17 protein-coding genes and 1 pseudogene are annotated in these 18653 nt (G+C 66.2%); 10 read left to right on the forward strand and 8 right to left on the reverse strand.

Features of this window, described 5'->3' with window-relative positions:
• The 7 genes from VN856_RS28045 to VN856_RS28075 form a co-directional block, all read right to left on the reverse strand.
• Positions 1-769: enoyl-CoA hydratase/isomerase family protein (locus tag VN856_RS28045; RefSeq protein ID WP_325695373.1), on the reverse strand; the 769-nt coding region annotated here is incomplete at its 3' end.
• On the reverse strand, positions 766-2373 hold the full coding sequence (locus tag VN856_RS28050; RefSeq protein WP_325695374.1) for a class I adenylate-forming enzyme family protein: 1608 nt from the start codon (positions 2371-2373) through the stop codon (positions 766-768). The genes VN856_RS28050 and VN856_RS28045, both read right to left, overlap by 4 nt.
• A 16-nt stretch (positions 2374-2389) precedes the next feature.
• Positions 2390-2905 carry an aromatic-ring-hydroxylating dioxygenase subunit beta gene (locus VN856_RS28055; protein WP_325695376.1) on the reverse strand — a complete coding sequence of 172 codons (516 nt, stop codon included), beginning with the start codon at positions 2903-2905 and terminating at the stop codon, positions 2390-2392.
• On the reverse strand, positions 2902-4197 hold the full coding sequence (locus VN856_RS28060; protein ID WP_325695377.1) for an aromatic ring-hydroxylating oxygenase subunit alpha: 1296 nt from the start codon (positions 4195-4197) through the stop codon (positions 2902-2904). The genes VN856_RS28055 and VN856_RS28060 overlap by 4 nt, the downstream gene beginning before the upstream one ends.
• Positions 4194-4634 (reverse strand): OB-fold domain-containing protein, encoded by a 441-nt coding sequence (locus tag VN856_RS28065; RefSeq protein WP_325695379.1) that lies wholly within the window; start codon positions 4632-4634, stop codon positions 4194-4196. Before VN856_RS28065 ends, VN856_RS28060 begins: the two co-directional genes overlap by 4 nt.
• Positions 4631-5749, reverse strand: a complete 1119-nt coding sequence (locus VN856_RS28070) for a thiolase family protein (protein WP_325695402.1) — start codon at positions 5747-5749, stop codon at positions 4631-4633. Before VN856_RS28070 ends, VN856_RS28065 begins: the two co-directional genes overlap by 4 nt.
• A 32-nt stretch (positions 5750-5781) precedes the next feature.
• Positions 5782-6027 (reverse strand): hypothetical protein, encoded by a 246-nt coding sequence (locus VN856_RS28075; RefSeq protein WP_325695381.1) that lies wholly within the window; start codon positions 6025-6027, stop codon positions 5782-5784.
• Between the two features lie 197 nt (positions 6028-6224).
• Between VN856_RS28075 and VN856_RS28080 the strand changes: the two genes are divergently transcribed.
• From VN856_RS28080 to VN856_RS28115, 8 genes are all read left to right on the forward strand, one after another.
• On the forward strand, positions 6225-7148 hold the full coding sequence (locus VN856_RS28080) for an alpha/beta hydrolase (protein ID WP_325695383.1): 924 nt from the start codon (positions 6225-6227) through the stop codon (positions 7146-7148).
• A complete protein-coding gene (gene hpaH / locus VN856_RS28085) occupies positions 7145-7966 on the forward strand; it encodes a 2-oxo-hept-4-ene-1,7-dioate hydratase (protein WP_325695385.1) in 822 nt (273 codons plus the stop codon). Before VN856_RS28080 ends, hpaH begins: the two co-directional genes overlap by 4 nt.
• The gene (locus VN856_RS28090; RefSeq protein ID WP_325695387.1) at positions 7963-8727 is read left to right on the forward strand and encodes an aldolase/citrate lyase family protein; all 765 of its coding nucleotides are present in this window, start codon (positions 7963-7965) and stop codon (positions 8725-8727) included. Before hpaH ends, VN856_RS28090 begins: the two co-directional genes overlap by 4 nt.
• A gap of 45 nt (positions 8728-8772) precedes the next feature.
• Positions 8773-9945 carry an acyl-CoA dehydrogenase family protein gene (locus VN856_RS28095; RefSeq protein ID WP_325695389.1) on the forward strand — a complete coding sequence of 391 codons (1173 nt, stop codon included), beginning with the start codon at positions 8773-8775 and terminating at the stop codon, positions 9943-9945.
• A 15-nt stretch (positions 9946-9960) separates the two neighbouring features.
• Positions 9961-10983: an acyl-CoA dehydrogenase family protein gene (locus tag VN856_RS28100; RefSeq protein ID WP_325695391.1), complete on the forward strand. Its 1023-nt coding sequence runs from the start codon at positions 9961-9963 to the stop codon at positions 10981-10983.
• Entirely contained in the window at positions 10980-12131 is a 1152-nt protein-coding gene (locus tag VN856_RS28105) for an acetyl-CoA acetyltransferase (RefSeq protein ID WP_325695393.1), read from the forward strand. The genes VN856_RS28100 and VN856_RS28105 overlap by 4 nt, the downstream gene beginning before the upstream one ends.
• The gene (locus tag VN856_RS28110; RefSeq protein WP_325695395.1) at positions 12132-13631 is read left to right on the forward strand and encodes a class I adenylate-forming enzyme family protein; all 1500 of its coding nucleotides are present in this window, start codon (positions 12132-12134) and stop codon (positions 13629-13631) included.
• 138 nt (positions 13632-13769) lie between these two features.
• Positions 13770-16217 (forward strand): CaiB/BaiF CoA transferase family protein, encoded by a 2448-nt coding sequence (locus VN856_RS28115; RefSeq protein WP_325695396.1) that lies wholly within the window; start codon positions 13770-13772, stop codon positions 16215-16217.
• A 4-nt stretch (positions 16218-16221) separates the two neighbouring features.
• Here the strand turns inward: VN856_RS28115 and VN856_RS28120 are convergent, their stop codons facing one another.
• Complete coding sequence (locus tag VN856_RS28120; protein ID WP_325695398.1) at positions 16222-16896, reverse strand: helix-turn-helix domain-containing protein; 675 nt, start codon at positions 16894-16896, stop codon at positions 16222-16224.
• Between the two features lie 138 nt (positions 16897-17034).
• On the opposite strand from VN856_RS28120, the gene VN856_RS28125 reads away from it, so the two are divergent.
• Together VN856_RS28125 and VN856_RS28130 are read left to right on the forward strand one after the other, a co-directional pair.
• Positions 17035-18171 carry an amidohydrolase family protein gene (locus tag VN856_RS28125; RefSeq protein WP_325695400.1) on the forward strand — a complete coding sequence of 379 codons (1137 nt, stop codon included), beginning with the start codon at positions 17035-17037 and terminating at the stop codon, positions 18169-18171.
• A gap of 4 nt (positions 18172-18175) precedes the next feature.
• Positions 18176-18653, forward strand: a pseudogene (locus tag VN856_RS28130) (thiolase); the annotation flags it as partial.

The raw sequence follows: 18653 nt of genomic DNA on the forward strand, positions 1-18653 counted from the left end.
GTTTCTTCTTGTTGTTTAACGAGTCCGGGGTGGCTCCGGCGTTGCCGAGGTCGGTGAAGAACTTGCCATGGCGGGCGGCGACACTGGGGGTCAGATCGCGGGCCTCCCACATCGCGCGAACCGTGCCTTGAACACCATTCGGTCGGCGCGCGGCGATTTCAGCGGCCAGTTCGAAAGCGCGGCCGCGTAGTTGATCGTCCGGGACCACCTCGGTTACCAGCCCGATGCGCAGAGCGGTCTGCGCAGACATGCGCTCCTCGCTGCCGAGCAAGGCCCACCGCATCACCTCGCCGTAGGGCACACCGAGCGCCAGCATGCCCATCGGCTCCAACGCCGAGACGATGCCGGCATTGGCATGTGGGTCGAAGAACGTGGCCGTCTCACTGCAGATCGAGAAGTCGCACTCATTGACGAAATACATGGCGCCGCCGGCGACGATGCCATGCAGTGCCGCGATCACCGGCTTCCACACTTTGTGTGCCTTCGGCCCCAGTAATTCGCCCGGATCCTCCTGGTTGAAGATCGGTTGGTGCTTCCACCAGGTGCCCTCGGTCACGTCGATGCCGGTGCAGAAGGCACGTTCGCCGTTGGCGCACAGCACCGCGACCCGGATGTCCTCGTCGTCACGGACTCGGGCCCAGACTGTGGCGAGTTCGGCGGCCATCTGTTCGGTGAAGCTGTTCAGCCTCTCGGGCCGGTTGAGCGCAACGGTGGCTACGTGGTCAGTCACCTGGAATTCAATAGTGGCAAGGTCGGTCTGCTCGATCACCGTCGCTCCTCGGTCGATCCGGTAGGTACCGGCATCTTCGCACCCGGCTCGCTGACATGGCTAACCTGGTTAGCGATCTCGCGCTTGAGGATCTTGCCCGCGGGGCCCAACGGGAACTCGCGCCAGAACACGAACCGGCGTGGCTGCTTATATCCGGCCAATTCAGCGCGGCACAGCGCAGCCAGTTCGGCGGTCAGTGCGTCCTGATCGCTGACGTGAGCTTTGGGAATCACCGCGGCGACCGGCGTCTCACCCCACTCAGGATCGGGCACCCCAACCACTGCCACCATGTCCACGTCGTGGTGCTGGGCGAGTACCCGCTCGATCTCCGCCGGGTAGACATTGAAGCCGCCGGAGATGATCAGATCGGTTTTGCGTCCGGTGATGTGGAGGTAGCCCTCGTCGTCGAGGTAGCCCAAGTCACCGCTGCGCAATCCGTCGGGCCGGAACGTCTCTGTGGTCTGCTCGGGCCGGTTCCAGTAGCCAATCGCGTTGGCCGGGCTGGTGATCACGATTTCGCCGACATCGCCGGGCGGGGCGTCGTTGCCGTCGATGTCGACGACGCGGATCACGCACATCGGCGTTTCCTGCCCGCACGAGGTCGCGATCGAGGTTCTGCCGGCGACGATGTCGCGATGATCCTCCGGGGTGAGAATCGTCGCCTGTCCGCCGCATTCGGTGAGCCCGTAGCGCTGTTGCAGGTCGCAGCCGAGCAGGTCCATCGCCTTGCGCGCCAAGCCCGGCGGCACGGGGGCCGAACCATAGGAGATGCGCCGCAGGCTCGACATGTCCCGCGGGGGGCCGTCTTCGAGGATCGCCAGCGTCCGGTGCAGCATCGTCGGGATGAATGTCGTGAAAGTGATGGCGCTGCGCTCGATCTCGTCGATCACCGCCTGCGGGTCAAATTTTTGATGGATCACCATGGTCTGCCCGAGATACAGCCACGACACCGTGCGGACCATGCCGCCCGCAGTAAAGAACGGCGTCGTCGCGAGCATGACGTCGGAGCGGTTGGCCTCGGTCACCAGGTTCGTGTCGGCCGCTTGGTACAGCAGGGCGCGGTGCGTGTGCATCACACCCTTGGCTCGACCGGTGGTGCCGCTGGTGTACAGGATGAACGCGACATCGTCCGGCGTGACGTCGCGGCGCCCGGCGCCGGGTTGCGCTTGCGCCAGCGCCGTGTCGTAGTCGGTGACCAACTCGCTGGTGCCATGCGATGAGCTGGCGCCTACTCCCAATACCAGCCCCAGTTCGGTCAATTCACCCAGGAACTTCTCCAGGTGGTCGGCGTGGATGATCACTGCCCGTGCGCCGGAGTCGTCGCGCACGTGGGCGACCTCGTCGGGGGCCAACCGGATGTTCACTGGCACCGCCACCAGCCCGGCCTTGGCCAGACCGAACGAGATCTCCGGCCATTCAAGGCAATTGCGGGCGATCACCATCACCCGGTCGCCCGGTACCAGCCCCCTGCCGATCAGAAAGCCGGCGAGCCGACGGGCGCGCTCGTCGACCTGAGACCAGGTCAGCGCCCGATCGTGGTCGACGAGCGCACGCTTGTCGGGGTAGCGGCGGGCGTTATTGGTGGCGATGTCACCGATGAGCATCAGATCAGCAGGCCCTTCATATCAGGAATGCCAGTGTTTCGACCGGTCCGCCCGCATCGATCAGGTGCACGATCTTGCGTATCAGCCGCGGGCCTTCCGGCGACAAGCGGATGGTGTGAATAACGCGACCGGCCCAGAAGCGTTGTCGTAAACGGTATTCGAACAACGCGAAGTTGGATTCCACTGTCACGGTGCCGGCGCCGGCGTCCACCACCTCGCTGTTGGAGACCACCCGACGCATCACCGACGGTGGTGTCTGCGAGTGCCGGTTACCGGTGTTGAGCTGAGCCACCCGGCTTTTGATTCGTCGCCGGTTGTCGTTGATGTAGGCCAGCGTGGTGCGTGGGTCGTCGTCGGGATGCATCGGGACGCGATACTCGACCGCGTCGTCGTCATCGGCCCACAGCGCCTCCCACTCCGAGTAGCGGCCCTCGTCGGCCAGCCGCGCCTCCAGATACAGAAACGACAGGATCTCGGGGTCCGGCAGTGGACGCAGCGCTGGACGGGCCTGGGTTTCGGAATTAACGGTCATGCTCCGGTCCTACCGCCGACGACCGAGGCCCAGTGCGAGTAGAAGCCGCGCTGCGGAGTTTCGGCACTCTTGTCCCGGTTGATGATTCCCGTGGAATCGTCGATGTCGCTTTCTACGCCGCGGGCCAGCATCAGCCATTCGGGCAGCTCGGCGGCGAGCCCGGCCTGGTTGCGCATGCCGATCTCGCCGTCGTCGGCGATCAGGAATCCCGCCGGGCCCATCGCACCCTCGGAACGGCGCAGCGTGCGCTCGTTCAGCGCATCCTGACCGGGTATCAGGACCGCGGTGGTGTAGGCGATGGTGCGGTCGGGGGCCTGCGGCTCGACGAACATGACGTTCATCTCGGCCAGGAAAAGGTTGGGCCAGATCAAGGTGTGTGGTGGGCCCACCACCAGTGCGTCGTGGGCCTGCTCGGGGCCGTACGCACCCTCGAGTGCCTCGACGTAGTCGGCGAGCTTGGCCCGCGGAATGCGGCCGTACCAGACGAATTCCTCATCGAGCTTGCGGTATTCGTCGCTGTAGTCGATCTCGGAATGGCCGTTCCCGATGTCGCGGACCAGCACGTCGACCTTGGTCGGGACGTGCGACACCTTGGCGGGCTTGATCGCGTCGTACACCGAGGCATGCGTGAACAGTGCGTGGTAGCCGTCGACGTTGTTCTCCACCACCATCTTCCAGTTGGCGTGGTGCAGGTGCTTCATCCAGTTGGCCCGCAGGTCGATCTTGCGGGTGGGGGACAGGTTCAGCAGGCGGTCGATGGCGCGCGTTGCCTTGCCGAGATGCTCGGGCAGCGAGATGCCCTCGGGCGCCAGTGACGCGAAGACGAATCCGCCGTAGCTGTCCACCCGGGGCGCCTGGGCAAGGCCCAGCTCGGAGCGGACCTGGTTGAACGCCTCGCCATAACCTTCGCGCATCGGAACACCCTGCAACGCACCGGTATTGCTGAACGTCCAGCCGTGATACGGGCACCGGAAGGAGTTGGCGTTGCCCTTCTCGGCGTTGCACAGCTTATTGGCCCGGTGGGTGCAGCGGTTGAGGACCACCCGGATCACGCCGTCCTTGCCCCGCGCCACGACGACCGGGTCATGCCCGATCATCCGGGTCAGGTAGTCACCCGGCTCGCTGACCTCGCTCTCGTGCGCGACGTAGACCCATCCGGTCTTGAAGATGCTGTCCATTTCGCGGCGGAAGATCTCGGCGGATGTGTACACGGTTCCGTGCACGCGGTCGCTGCGTATGACGGTCCCGACGTCGAAGGTGTCTGTCGCAGGCGCGGATTCAAGCGTCGTCACTGGTCCTCCAGGATGTCGATGGCGGGGATGGCGACGTCGCCGAGGCGGCGGAAACCGATGCGCACCCCCGTGCCGATCGGCGGCGCGGTGTTGGCGGGTTGCACGGTGGTCATCACCATCCGGTGCCCGCTCGACAGTTCGACGTCGATGATGGGGTAGGGCGTCATGCCGTGCACCAGGCCGGGCTCGCGCCGGTGCATGAGCGTCGCAGTGTGTACGGTCCCGCGTGGATCGACTGTGCGCCAGTCGCGTTCGCGGTGCCCGCAGCCGTCGCAGACCTCTTGGTCGAGTTCGAGTGGCAGTGCGCACGCCGCGCAGAACGGCATCGCGAGCTCGTTGCGTGCGGCCGCCTGGTACAGCGGTGCCAGCAGGTCGTCATCGGCGGGGGGTGCCAGCGCGCTGTCCAGCAGCCAGTCCTCGACCGCGGTGGCGGTCATGCCGCGCGCTCCAGGACCAACGCCGCGTGGTGGTCCATCCGGCCGCCGATGCCACCGACCAGTGCGACCGTGGCCCCGGGAACCTGACGTTGTCCGCCGGCGTCGCGCAGTTGAATCATCGCCTCCGCCAACGGCGTCATGCCCTGCAGGTAGAAACCGGACAGTTGGCCACCGCCGGTATTCGTCGGTAGCGTGCCGGCCGGTCCGGTGTGGCCGTCGCGGACGAAAGCGCCCACGGGCACGTCACCGGTGAGCCGGTATTCGTCGAGCAGCGCAAGGGTGACGATCGAGAACGGGTCGTACAGTTCGGCGACGTGCAGGTCTGCTCGGACCATGCCGGCCTGGTCGAGCGCGTCCTGCACCGCGCGGCCACCGCCGCCGAACCATGACTCGGCTCCGCAGCGACGGCGCCGCACCGGATGCTCGCGCCCGGTCCCGCGGACCCGCAACCGGGTTTCGCCGATCGAGGCCCGCCCGGTGAGCACGACGGCGACCGCCCCGTTCACCGGCCGTGCGCAGTCCAGCAGCCGAAGCGGTTCGGCGACCATCGGGGAAGCGTCATAGTCGGTGTCATCGAGCGGCTCGCGATTGACCGCGTCGGGATTACCGCGGGCCCAACGCCTCGCCGTGGTGGCCACCGAGCGTAGTGCGTCGGCACTCGTGCCGGTCACATGCAGCCAGCGCTGGGTCAACAGCGCATACGTCGGCACCGAGCCCAGCAGCCCCGAGGCCCGCTCCAGCCCGCGCACTCCGTGGTTGCCGCCACTGTGGGCGTAGGTCGACCCTGCGCCACGGCCGGCCACGAGGGGTGCGTCGGCGAAGACGCACAGGATGGTCGACGCCTCACCGGTGACGATCGCGTGGCGCGCGCGCTGGATCATGGCGATGGTCGTCGCGCCTTTGATCTCGAGGTGCTCCAGCAGGCGCAGATCCGAGAAGCCGGCCGCAGCGGCGAATCCGACGCCCAGCCGGTCCGGCCGGACGCCCTGCGATGAGCCCACCAGGATGCCGTCGACGTCCGCACGCCCGAGTCCGGCGTCGGACAGTGCGGCGGCGCTCGCCTTGACGGCCAACTCGAGCGGCGTCGCGCCCGGCCGCAGCGACATCGGAGTCATGCCCAGGCCGATCAGGTCGGCATCGGCGGCGCTCACGGCCGCTCCGTTGGCCGGCGTTCGCCGCGGTAATTGCCCACCCGCACCCACTCCTCGCGGTCTTCAGGGGTGGCCAAGGTGAAGCTGGCCAACTCCAACGGACACAAGAAGACCTGCTCGCCGCTTTCGAGGTCCTCGACGAGCAGGCGGGGGCCGTTGCCGTTGACGTCCAACGACAACCGCACGGCCGCGAACTCGTTGACCAGCTCGGCGAGGACGCGGCGTCCGGCCGGAGTGTTCACCTGCCCAGTATTACCGCATACAAGTGTCAGAATCAATGGAGGGAGATGCAATGCCCGCTCGCGTATCGCGCGTTGGCCGAGCGGTGTGAGCCGTTCTTCACATGGGAACATGAGGCTTGTGCGACGATGGGAAGCAGGCGAGGCGACGTCAGCACTAGATGACAGATGTGTCAGATACGGACAGGCGAGAAGGTGAGATGGGCCAAGTACAAGCACCGGCCGCGGCGGTCGACGTAAGCCGAGTCGATACGGAGGACTACCGCAGCATCTGGATGTATCTGAAGGAGCTCGAGTTCCGGCAGGGGTTCGTCGACATCGGCGTCAATGGCGTGCCCGTCCGAACCCGTTATGCCGAGGCGGGCGACCCGGACAAGCCGCACGCCATCCTGCTGCACGGCACCGGCGGGCACTGGGAGACGTTCGCACCCAACCTCGCTGCACTCTCGCAGCACTTTCACTGCGTGGCGATCGACATGGTCGGCAACGGGTTCTCTGACAAGCCGGACTACGACTACGAGATCGCGGTCTACGTCGAACACGTGCTGGGGGTGATGGACCACTTCGGCATGGCCTCGGCCAACTTCATCGCGATGTCACTGGGCGCATTCGTGGCGTCCGCGGTGTGCGTCGGCCACGCCGACCGGGTGGACAGGGTGATCCTGATGTCGCCGGCCGGTCGGGAGGCGTCGGCGACCAACATGGCGCGCATTCGAGCGGAACGAACCAAGGCGGTCAACGAGCCGACATGGGAATCGCTGCACGCCGTGTTCGCCCACCTGATCGCCGACGAGGCCAATCGCCTGCCCGACCTCATCGGTTTGCGCCAGGCTGTTTATCGACGCGAAGACACCCGCAACACCATCGACCGGCTGCTGATCCTGCAGGACGAGAAAGTGCGGCACCGCAACCTGATTCCCGACGACAAATGGCGCGGCATCGAGGCGCCAGTAATGATCGTGGCCTCGGGCAAGGACCACGGTGTTTACCAGGACACCGCGCGCACCATCGCAGACCTGATCCCGAACTCAGAGGTGTTCGAGATGGCCTCGGTGCGGCACTGGCCGCATTTCGAGGATCCCGAGGCGTTCAACGCCGCGGCGATCGAGTTCCTCACGCGATGAGCAGACCCGACGAGGTCGAGCTCTCCGACATCGCTCGGCGACTGTATACGGCCGAGCAGACCCGCACGCCGATCCGGCAATTGTCACTCGACTATCCCGACATGACCATCGAGGACGCCTACGCGGTGCAGCGGGCACTCGTCGCGCTGAAGGTTGCCGACGGGCGAGAAGTCAAGGGCCGCAAGATCGGTCTGACATCGAAGGTGATGCAGCGGGCGGTGTCGATCGACGAACCCGACTACGGGGCACTATTCGACGACATGTTCGTCGAGGATGGCGGGCGCGTCGCGGCGGGCCGGTTCATCAGGCCGCGCGTCGAGGTCGAGTTGGCGTTCGTGTTGGGCGAGGAGCTGTCCGGCCCCGGTGTCACGTTGTTCGACGTGTTGCGGGTCACCGAGTTCATCACTCCTGCGCTCGAGATCCTCGACGCCAGGGTGCAGATGTCGGACCCCGACACCGGGCATCTGCGCACCATCGTCGACACCATCGCCGACAACGCCGCGGACGCCGGTCTCGTCCTGGGCGGCCGGGTGTTCCGCCCATTGGACGTCGACCTGCGCTGGGTGGCGGCCCTGCTGCTGCGTAACGGCACGATCGAGGAGTCCGGGGTGGCCGCCGCGGTGCTCAACCATCCCGGCAATGGTGTGGCGTGGCTGGCTAATCGGCTTGCCCCGCACGGGGTTTCACTGAAACGCGGCGAGGTGATCCTGTCCGGATCGTTCACCAAACCGGTTTTCGCCGAGCCGGGGGACAGCTTTGTCGCCGACTACGGTCCGCTGGGCACGGTGTCGGTGACGTTCGATTCGGCGGCGTCGTGACGAACCGGTGGACGCAGCGCATCAGCGACGGCGACCCGCGGATCGGCATGTGGGTGGCCTCGGGCAGTGGCTACGTCACCGAGATCTGTGCGGGGTCCGGGATCGACTGGGTGCTCTTGGATCAGGAGCACGCACCCAACGATCTGCGCACCACCCTCGAACAGCTGCAGGTGCTCGCGGGCTACCCGGACGTCGACGTGCTGGTGCGTCCGCCGTCGGCCGATCCGGTGGTCATCAAGCAACTGCTCGACATCGGTGCGCAGAACATCATCGTTCCGATGATCGACGGTCCCGACGACGCGGCCGCGGCGGTCGCCGCCACGCGTTACCCACCCCTCGGCATCCGCGGGGTCGGTAGCGCGTTAGCCCGGGCGTCGCGTTGGAACCGGATTTCTGACTACCTTGTCACCGCCGATGCCACGGTGTCGTTGACGGTTCAGGTGGAGAGCGTGGCCGGTCTGGCTCTGCTCGGCGAGATCGCCGACGTCGACGGGGTGGACGCCGTCTTCATCGGTCCGGCTGACCTGGCAGCCTCGATGGGCAAACTCGGTCAGCCAGCGCATCCAGAAGTCGTGAGCGCCATAGAGGCTGCATTAGCGACCATCGTGAACCACGGTAAGCGCGCCGGTGTGAATGCGTTCAGCGAACCGTTGGCACGCCGCTACATGACGGCTGGCGCGAGCTTCGTGCTCGTGGGAGCGGACGTGGCATTGCTGGCCCGAGGTGCTGAAGAACTGGCCGCGAGGTATCGAGGCCGATGACTGACGCATTGTTTCTGACTATCGTGTCACCTAGAATTCCGGACCATGGACCTCGACTTCACGCCTGACCAGCTCGAGTTCCGCGACCAGGTCCGCACGTGGCTCGACGAGAACAAGCCGACCGAGCCACGGCCGCGTGACGACGCCGGGATCCGCGAATACGATCTCGCCTGGCAGCGCACTCAGGCCGAAGGCGGCTGGGCCGGTATCGCGTGGCCCACCGAGTACGGCGGCAAAGGGCTGACGCTGCTCCAGCAGTTGATCTGGTACGAGGAGTACGCCGCTCGGGGGTTCCCGGGCATCGACGCATGCTTCGTCGGTAACTCTCACGCCGGGCCGACCTTGATCACCAGAGCCACCGACGAACAGAAGTCGTTCCACTTGCCGAAAATTCTTGGCGGTGAGGTGATTTGGTGTCAGGGATTCTCTGAACCCGGTGCCGGATCTGATCTGGCGGCGTTACGCACCAAGGCGGTCATCGACGGCGAGCATCTCGTGGTGTCGGGACAGAAGCTGTGGACCAGCTTCGCCACGGTCGCCGACTACCAGGAATTACTGGTGCGCACCGACAACACCGGCAGCAAGCATAAGGGCATCACCTGGGTGATCTGCGACATGAGCATGCCTGGGATCGACGTCCGCCCGATCGAGACCATCGAGGGTGGCTCGGAATTCTGCGAAGTGTTCTACGACGACGTCCGGATACCGCTGAGCAATGTGGTGGGCGATGTCGGCGAAGGCTGGTCGGTCGCGATGGCCACCTTGTCCTTCGAGCGTGGCACCGCTTTCACCGCCAACCAGGTGCGTTTGGCGAAGATCATCGAGGACCTTATCGACTACGCCCGTGACCACGTCGGGCCGGACGGTCGCAGACCCGCCATCGCTGACGACGAGATTGCGCGACGACTGGCCCGGGCCCGCGCCTCGGTGGCATCGCTGCGGGCGCTCACTTACACCAACATCTGCGAGGCGATGAAGACCGAGACGCCCGGCCCGCGAGGTTCCATCGTCAAGTTGATGTACGCCGAATTGGCAAAGGAGATCGGCAAGTTGGCGATGGACATCATCGGTCCCGCCTCGGTCCGGTATTCGTCGCGCTGGGATGTCGAGGGCTGGGTCGGCTATTACTACTACAGCTTCTCCCAAGCGATCGGCGGCGGAACCTCAGAGGTTCAGCGCAACATCGTCGGCGAACGGGTGCTGGGACTGCCGCGATGAAAGGAGACGATCAACGTGGATCTGCTGCCCGGGACTGAGCAGCTCGAAATCATCACGGCAGCGGGGGAATTCCTGGCTGACCGGATGCCCGTCGAGCGGATCCGCGCCAGTCGGCACGCTGAAACGCAGGTCCCCGAAGCCCTTTGGAGAGAATGCGCCGAGTTGGGTCTGCTCACACTCGGACTCCCCGAGGAGTCCGGTGGATCAGGACGGCCCTTGGACGATGAGGCACTGCTGTTCGTCGAACTCGGCAAGCGCCTCGCGCCAGGGCCGTTTCTGGCCTGCACGTTGGGCGCCCGGGTAGCCGCGCGGTGCGGGGACGGGTCGCTGGCGCAGCGGATCGGCTCGGGGGCGTCCTTGGTGGCCCTCGCGGTACTGCGCGGTGACGGCGACGTGCGTCCGGTCAAAGGCACCTTCGACTTGTTCGAACCCGCGGGTGCGTCGCACGTCTTGCTGGTGGCCCGTAGTGGTGCCGCATTGGTCGACATCGATTCCTTCGGTCCGCTGGCACCGGTGATCGCAGCAGACCCGGGTACCCGGATATCGACGGCGACAGTCGAATCCGCCGAACCCGTGCACTGGCTGCCCGTCGAGGACGAATGGATATGGGGACGCGCCACGGTGCTCGCGGCGGGCTATCTCACCGGCTTGGCCGCGGCCGCGGCAGCGTCAGCGACCGAGCACGCCAAGACCCGCGAGCAGTTCGGCAAACCGATCGGCGTGCACCAGGCGATCAAGCACGCCTGCGTCAACATGGAGATCGCCGCCGAGGCGGCGCAGGCGCAAACCTTCTTCGCTGCGATCACGCTGGCGGATGGACGCGCCGACGCGCTGCTGCAGGTGCTGTCGGCAATCACGGTGGCCGGCTCGGCGGCCGTCGACAACGCCGCCGCAGGCATCCATGTATTCGGTGGCATGGGCTACACGTTCGAGAACGACATGCACCTGTATCTGAAGCGCGCGCACGTGTTTCGGCATTTGTTCGGTGAGCCCACCGACGTGCTGGCCGAGCTGCTGGCGCAGGACCGCGCCCAGTGAGCGGCACCGTCGCGATCGCCGGCGTCGCCCTGTCCGATGTCGGCCGCGTCGACGACAAGGGACCCTACGAGCTGATCGCGCAGGCCAGCCGCCGCGCCCTGGCTGACGCCGGTCTGGCGCCCGATGACGTCGACGGGCTGGCCACCACCGGTCAGGGCACACTGCCGCCGGTCGATGTCGGCGAGTATCTCGGGCTGCGGCCGCGCTGGATCGACTCCACCGCGGTCGGGGGAGCGTCCTGGGAGGTGATGGCCGCTCACGCGGTCGACGCGATCGCCGCCGGGCACGCCGACGTGGTGCTGCTGACCTACGGATCGACCGCGCGCTCCGATCTCCGAAAAGGATTGCGGGGGGCCAACATCAATTGGGGTGCACGCGGACCACTGCAGTGGGAGGCGCCGTATGGCCACACCCTGATCTCCAAGTATGCGATGGCTGCGCGGCGACACATGTTCACCTACGGCACCACCATCGAGCAGCTGGCCGAGGTCGCCGTGTCCGCACGGTTCAACGCGGCCGACAATCCCGAGGCGTACTACCGGGACCCGATCACGATCGACGATGTGCTCGGCGGACCGATGATCGCCGACCCATTCACCAAGCTGCACTGCTGTATTCGCAGTGACGGGGGGGCTGCGGCTGTTCTCGTCAGTGCGGAACGGGCGAAGGATCTGCGTAGTAAGCCGGTGTGGGTGCTGGGCTCGGGCGAGACCACCTCGCACATGCTGACTTCCCAGTGGGACGACCTCACCGTCGGCCCGGCTGCCGTGAGCGGCCCGCTGGCCTTCGCCCGCGCGGGTGTCTGGCCGTCCGACGTCGACGTCGCCGAAATCTACGATGCGTTCACCTACATGTTGCTGCTCACCCTCGAAGATCTGGGCTTCTGCCCGAAGGGGGAGGGCGGCGGATTCGTCGAGAAAGGTTCGTTGCGGTTGGGTGGCGAACTTCCCACCAACACCGACGGTGGCGGGTTGTCGGCGTGCCACCCGGGTCAGCGGGGCTTGTTCCTGCTGGTCGAGGCGGCCCGTCAGCTACGCGGTGAATGCGGACCGCGGCAGGTGCCCGACGCTCGGATCGCTTGCGTCAGCGGCACCGGCGGCTGGTTCTGCTCCAGCGGGACAATGATTCTCGGCGCGGAGGAGCCGTAGGTGGGCCACGCACCGCTGAGCTCCGAGGTTGTCGACACCCGGGCGATGTTGGAGACGGCCGCCGCCGTCCACGGGGACATCGAGGCCTACGTCGAGCCCGGAGCGCGGATCACGTTCGCGCAGTGGATCGGCCGGGCTCGTGGCGTGGCCACCCAGCTTGCCGACCTCGGCGTCGGCAAGGGAGACGTGGTGACGCTGTGGCTGCCTTCGGGCATCGACTACGCGACGTGTTATGCCGCCGCGGCGATGATCGGTGCGATCACCACCGGGCTCAACCCACGGCTTGGTCGTAGAGAGATCGAATCGATTCTGCAGCAGGCGGATCCCGCGTTGGTTGTCGCCGACGACCAGCTTGGTGCGCTGCCTGACACCGGGCATCGGCTGCTGTCAAGGGATGCGCTGTGTCGTGACGCGTCACGCTCGGCGCCACCGTCGGTGGAGCTGACCCGCCGGGACCTGGTTGCGTTGATCTTCACCAGCGGCACGACGGGTACGCCGAAGGGCGCGGCCTTCGATGCCGACCGACTGGCTGCGGGCGCGGCAGCATCAGGCGTGATGAGTGCGCCCTACGACAGGCGCCTGACGTCGACGCCGTTTTCGCACGCCGGCTACATGTTCAAGCTCTGGGATCAGCTGGTGTGGGGCAGCACGCTGGTGGTGCCACCGACACCGTGGTCGGCGCAGGGCATGTTCGACGTCCTCCTCGACGAGCGGGTCACCGTGGCAGGCGCGGTGCCGACCCAGTGGGCCAAGCTGCTCGACGTCGATGGAGTGAGCCCGCAGGCGTTGCCGCACTTGCGGATCGGGGTCGTTGCCACCGCTCCGGCATCGCCCGAACTGGTACGGCGGGTCGCCGAGGGCATCGGGGTCCCGCTGGTCGTGCGGTACGCGATGACCGAGTGTCCGACCATTTGCGGGACTGAACCGAGCGATGCCCCCGAGGTTCAGTTCCGCACCGTGGGCCGGCCCGCCGCGGGCATGGATGTACGGATCGGATCCGACGGCGTGGTTGAGGTGAGCGGCCCGTGTGTGATGCGTGGCTACTGGCGTAACCCGAAGCTCACCGCAGAGGTGCTGCACGACGGTTGGCTGCGTACTGGAGATGTCGGTGCCCTCGGCGCCGACGGCAACCTGACCCTCGTCGGGCGCAGCGGCGACATGTACATCCGGGGCGGCTATAACGTCCATCCTGCCGAGGTAGAGCGTGCGCTTTCCGGCCACGCCGCAGTGAAACATGCTGCCGTCGTGGGGCGCTCGGCTCCGGTGATCGGGGAGATCGGCGTCGCGTGCGTGGTGCCGGCGGACGCCGCCAGGCCGCCGACGCTGGCCGAGCTGCGGACTCACGTGGCCGACGAACTGGCCGACTACAAGGCGCCCGACGAGCTCCTCATCGTCGACGAACTGCCACTGACGGCGATGCTCAAGCCCGACCGACTTGCATTGCGCGAGCTGATCACGTCGCACCACAGCGACATTCAACGTCGACGACCGCCAGCATGAGAGGACGTCTCGCGCCAATTCCTCATCGCCCTGCAGCAAGACTAATGCATTGACATTAATAATGTTCGCTGCAATGCTGGCGTGGCGTGCGTCACATCACGTCCTCACTCGATCTGCCAGCACACCGTAGGAGCGAACATGCCGGAAGTCGGTACGGCGTCGGACGGTCCGCTGGCCGGCCTCGTGGTGGTCGACCTGTCGACGACGCTGCCCGGAGCACAGGCGACGCAGTTCCTCGCCGATTGCGGCGCCGAGGTGATCATGATCGAGCCGGCCGACGGTAGTCCGCTGCGCGAGCTCGCCGGCTGGCCCGCGCTACTGCGTGGAAAGCGCAGCGTGACATTGAATCTGCATGACGACGCCGATCTGGAACGATTGCGTGCATTGCTGCGCCGCGCCGACGTCATGGTGAACACGATGCGGCCGGCCACCGCCGAGCGCATCGGACTTACCCACGACACGTTGTCCCACGCCTACCCGCGACTCGTCGTCGCGACGATCACCGGATGGGGTTCGACCGGGCCGTTCCGTCACTACAAGGGCTGGGAGGCCCTGGTGATGGCGAAGACCGGTGTCATGCACGAAAAGCGCGGACTCACGACAAGGCCGGGACCGGCGTACACCACGTTCCCCTACGCTTCGTGGGGAGCCGCCCACGCCGCTGTGCAGGGCGTGCTCGCCGCGTTGCTCGAGCGGGAAAGCAGCGGGCGCGGCCAAACCGTCGAAACCAACCTGGTCACCGGCATGGGTTCGATGGATCCCTACAACTGGTTCTACGAGATGGTGCTGGAACGGTATCCGGGCGCCTTCGAACCCATGGACGCCGCCTACGACGATCGAGGCAGGCCCCAGGCGTATCTCATCTACGCACTCCTGGTGTGTCCGACGAAGGACGGTCGCTGGCTGCAGTTCGCGCAGGTGTCGCCCAAGCTGATCGGTGCCTGGCTCACCGAACTCGACCTGCTGAAGGAGCTCGGTGACCCGAAGTGGCAGGGCTTTCCGATGCTGCCGACCCCCGAACTGCGTACCGAGTGGTGGGACATGATGATCGAGCGGGTGGGGGCCCGCACGCTCGCCGAGTGGCAGCAGGCCATGACCGAGAACCTCGACCTGAGCGGCGAACTCTTCCGAAGTCCCGCGGACTCGCTGGACCACCCCCAGACCGCCCACGAAGGCCGTGCAGCCAACGTCATCGACCCCGATCTCGGACCGGTACGCCAACCGTCGACCCTCATTCATGCCGACGGCAAACCACTGACCCAGCTTCGGCGGGCACCGCGAATCGGCGAGCACAACGACGTCGTGTCGTTCGCGCCCGCCGACGCCGACAGGGCCCGCGTAGGCTCCGAGGCACCGCCGCTGACGGGCGTGACGGTGCTGGAGTTCGGCAGTATGTTCGCCGGACCGTACGGCGCGACCCTGCTCGCCGACCTGGGCGCCCGGGTTATCAAGGTCGAGCCACTGGAGGGCGACAACATCCGCAACCTCGTCGCCTTCCCCGAAGCCGGTGGCGCAAAGGTGTTGCAGGGCAAGGAAAGCGTCGCGATCGACTTCACCAAACCCGAAGGCCTTGAGCTGGTGTACGAACTGGCCAAGCGGTCCGACATCGTGCTGCAGTGCTTCCGGGGCAAGGCCGCCGAGCGGGCGAAGATCGACGAGGCATCGTTGCGGGGGGTTAACCCGGACTTGGCGTTCGTGACGACCTCGGGCTACGGCGTCGACGGCCCGTTCGCGCACCGCGCCGCCTACGCACCGTCGGTCGGCGCGGCGTCCGGCCTGGCGCTGGTCGACAGCCACGACACGGGTGAGCCACCCACCGACCTGGACGACCTCCACCGCCGAGCGGTCAAACTCCACGCGGGCGGGGCCGTCCCCGCCGTGCAATCCGACGGCATCGCCGCGCACGGTGTCGGTTCGGCGCTGCTGATTGCGTTGTACGCCAAGCGGATTGGACGGCCGCTGTCCAATGTCGTCACCACCATGCTCGGGACCGTTCAGCAGGCGATGATCCCGTACAACGCAAGTTACGCGACGCGTCCCGCCGAGACGGCCGCCGACGAACAGTTCTTCGGCATGAATGCCCTGTACCGGATGTACCGCGCGGCCGACGGTTACGTCTTTCTCGCTGCGCCATTGCCGCGCGAATGGCCGGCGCTGGCGAAGGCGATGTCGCCCTACGTCGACTTGCACGCCGACGAGCGCTTTGCCGACGCCGAATCTCGCGCGCGGCACGACGACGAGCTAATCGCTGCACTGACAACCGTTTTCGCTAGCAAGACCAAGCTGGAGTGGGAGCACGAATTGTCCGCCCAGGACGTCGGGTGCGTCGAGGTGGTAGAGGCCAACTCCGAGCTGGTGCTGCAGACCGACCCGTATTTCGACGCCGGCTACTCGGTGCGGGCGCACAGCCCGATCTTCGAAGAGCACCGCCGGCTCGCGCCGCTGTGCCGGTTCTCGCGCTCACGCACACGGGCCGACGCGGGATGCGCCATCGGCCAGCACACCGATGCGGTGCTGCGCGAAATCGGATTGGACGACGCCACCATCGTCGACCTGAGGGCGAAGGAGATCGTAGGCGGCGGTTGACGGATTAGTCGTCGTCGGCGATCAGCGCGCGCGTTTCGTACGACACCGGCGCCGTCAGCATTCCGACCCAGGTGTCGACGTAGTTGTGCAGTTGTGCCTCGCTGAGGCCGTGCCCGGCGCGAGCGGAAGCGGCCAGCACGTTGATCAGGCTGATGTAGAGCTGGAAGGTACGGCCACGCCGGATCCGCTCAGGCAAGTCCTGCAGCGCCGCGTCGACCAGTTCCTCCAGCTTTTCCTGGGTCCACTCGTCGTCGACGTGGTCCGGCCAGTACTCGCTACGGGCACGTGGATCCTCCATCAGCCGCGCCAGAAACGGCGCGAACATCTCGCCCGCAGCGATGCTGTTCGCCAGCGGGCGCACCAGCAGCCACACCACCGCACGGGGATCCGCCTCCTTGCCTTCCTCGCGCATGCTCGCGAGCATCTCTTGGCGATCTGTCCCGAGTGAGGCTTGGCGATAGGAGATCAGCGCGCGAATCAGACCGTCGCGGGACCCGAAGTGATAGCGGATCACCGAGGTGTTGGACTGCCCGGCGGCCTGCTGGATCTCCCTCAGCGTCACCGCCTCGATGCCGCGGGTGGCGAAGAGCCGCTCGGCGACTTCCATCAACATCACCCGGGTCGATTCACCCGAGGCATTGCGCCGGCGTGCCCCTGCCGCCGATTCAGTGCTCGTCATGGATCTCCTCAAGGTCCGCCTCAGTCTTACCGGCGTTACAGCATCACGAGAAATAATAATGCTGATGCATTAGAAAGTGTGGACTTCCGGCGGTCCGGCTGGCATCATTCGAATGAGCGACGGACCCATGGAGGGCCAATGAGCATGATCTGGACGAATTCGGGTGACTCCCACTTCCTGGAACCCGACGACCTGTGGCAGTCCCGCCTGCCCAAGGCGCTGGCCGACCTGACGCCGCACGCCGAGAAGGATGCCGACGGTGAGTACGAAACCGTCTCGGTCGACGGACAGATCTTCCGGCGCAAGCTGCCGTCCTCGGCGATGGAGGCCTTCATCGAGGAGAGCATGAAGCCGCAAGGCATCCGCGACGCGAAGGCACGATTGGGCGACTTGGACAAAGAGGGCGTCTGGGGCGAGGTGATCTTCCCATCGCTGGGCATGTGGGGCTCGACCTTTCGCACTCCTGAACTGCTCAAGGCATGCATGCGCGCCAGCAACGAGTGGGCGCTGGAGGAGATCTGCGCGGTGTCGCCGCGCTATGTGGTGACCGCCCAGGTGTCGACGCTGATCGTTGAGGACGCCGTCGAGGAATTGCATTGGGCCGCAGGCAAAGGCTTCAAGGCGGTGTTCTTGCCGACGACACCGCACCCGAGCGCCCCGGACTGGCATCGCAAGGAGTGGGAGCCGTTCTGGGCTGCGGCTGAGGAGGCCGGAATGGTGATCGCGTTCCACATCGGCACCGATCCGGTCGACATGACGGTCGGTGGCGCCAGCGGCGGGGCGGGCATGGTGTACCGCGGGCCGGGTGGGGCAGTGATGAATTACGCCGAGACCACGTTCTCCGGACAGCGGGCAGCGATGAAGATGGTCGCCTCCGGCGCATTGGACCGCCACCCCGACCTTCGGGTACTGATCTCCGAAGGCGGCGCGACCTGGGTGCCGTTCCTCGGTGACCGGATGGTCGAGGGCTACCGTCAACACCATATGGCGGTGCGGCCCAAGCTGACTCGTAGTCCCAAGGAGATCCTCTACACGCAGGTGTATGCGTCATTCCAGCACGACGAGACCGCGGTCGCCGCCTACGAGCACATGGGTTACAAGAACGTGATGTTCGGCAGCGACTACCCGCACATGGAAGGCACCTTCGGCCACACCCAGGACACCCTGAAGGGGCTGTTCGACGGCGTGAGCGACGAGACTCGACTGCGCATCACCCAGGGCACGTTCTACGAATTGTTCCCGGATGTGCCGCCCATCCCTGCCGAAAAGTTCTGAGCGCGTGCCTACTTCGTCCGGACTACGTGACGTCGCGATCGTGGGTGTCGGCGCCACACCCTATTACAAGCGCGGCGGATCATTGCCGAAGTCGATCACCGAGTTGGCCGGCGAGGCCATCCTGGCGGCGTGTGAGGATGCCGGCGTTCCGGTGACCGACGTCGACGGCTTCGCGTACTACTCGGGTGCCAGCGCGGGCTACACCGAGAAGATGGACACCGCCGACTTCGTGGAAACGCTTGGGATTCCGGAAGTTCGCTTTACCGCCGCACTGACCTCGGGCGGCGGTGGTTCGGCGGGCGCGATCGGGCTGGCCCGCGCCGCCATCGTGGCCGGCGATGCCTCGGTAGTCGTGACGGTGATGGCGCTGCAACAGTCCAAACAGCGCCTCGGATCAGTCTTCTCGGCGATCGAACCCGATCCGATCAACTCGTTCTTGCAGCCGTCCGGGCTGTTCGGCCCAGGCCAGTTGATGTCGGTCA

Origin of the sequence: Mycobacterium sp., assembly GCF_035603715.1 — a bacterium.
Classification (GTDB): domain Bacteria; phylum Actinomycetota; class Actinomycetes; order Mycobacteriales; family Mycobacteriaceae; genus Mycobacterium.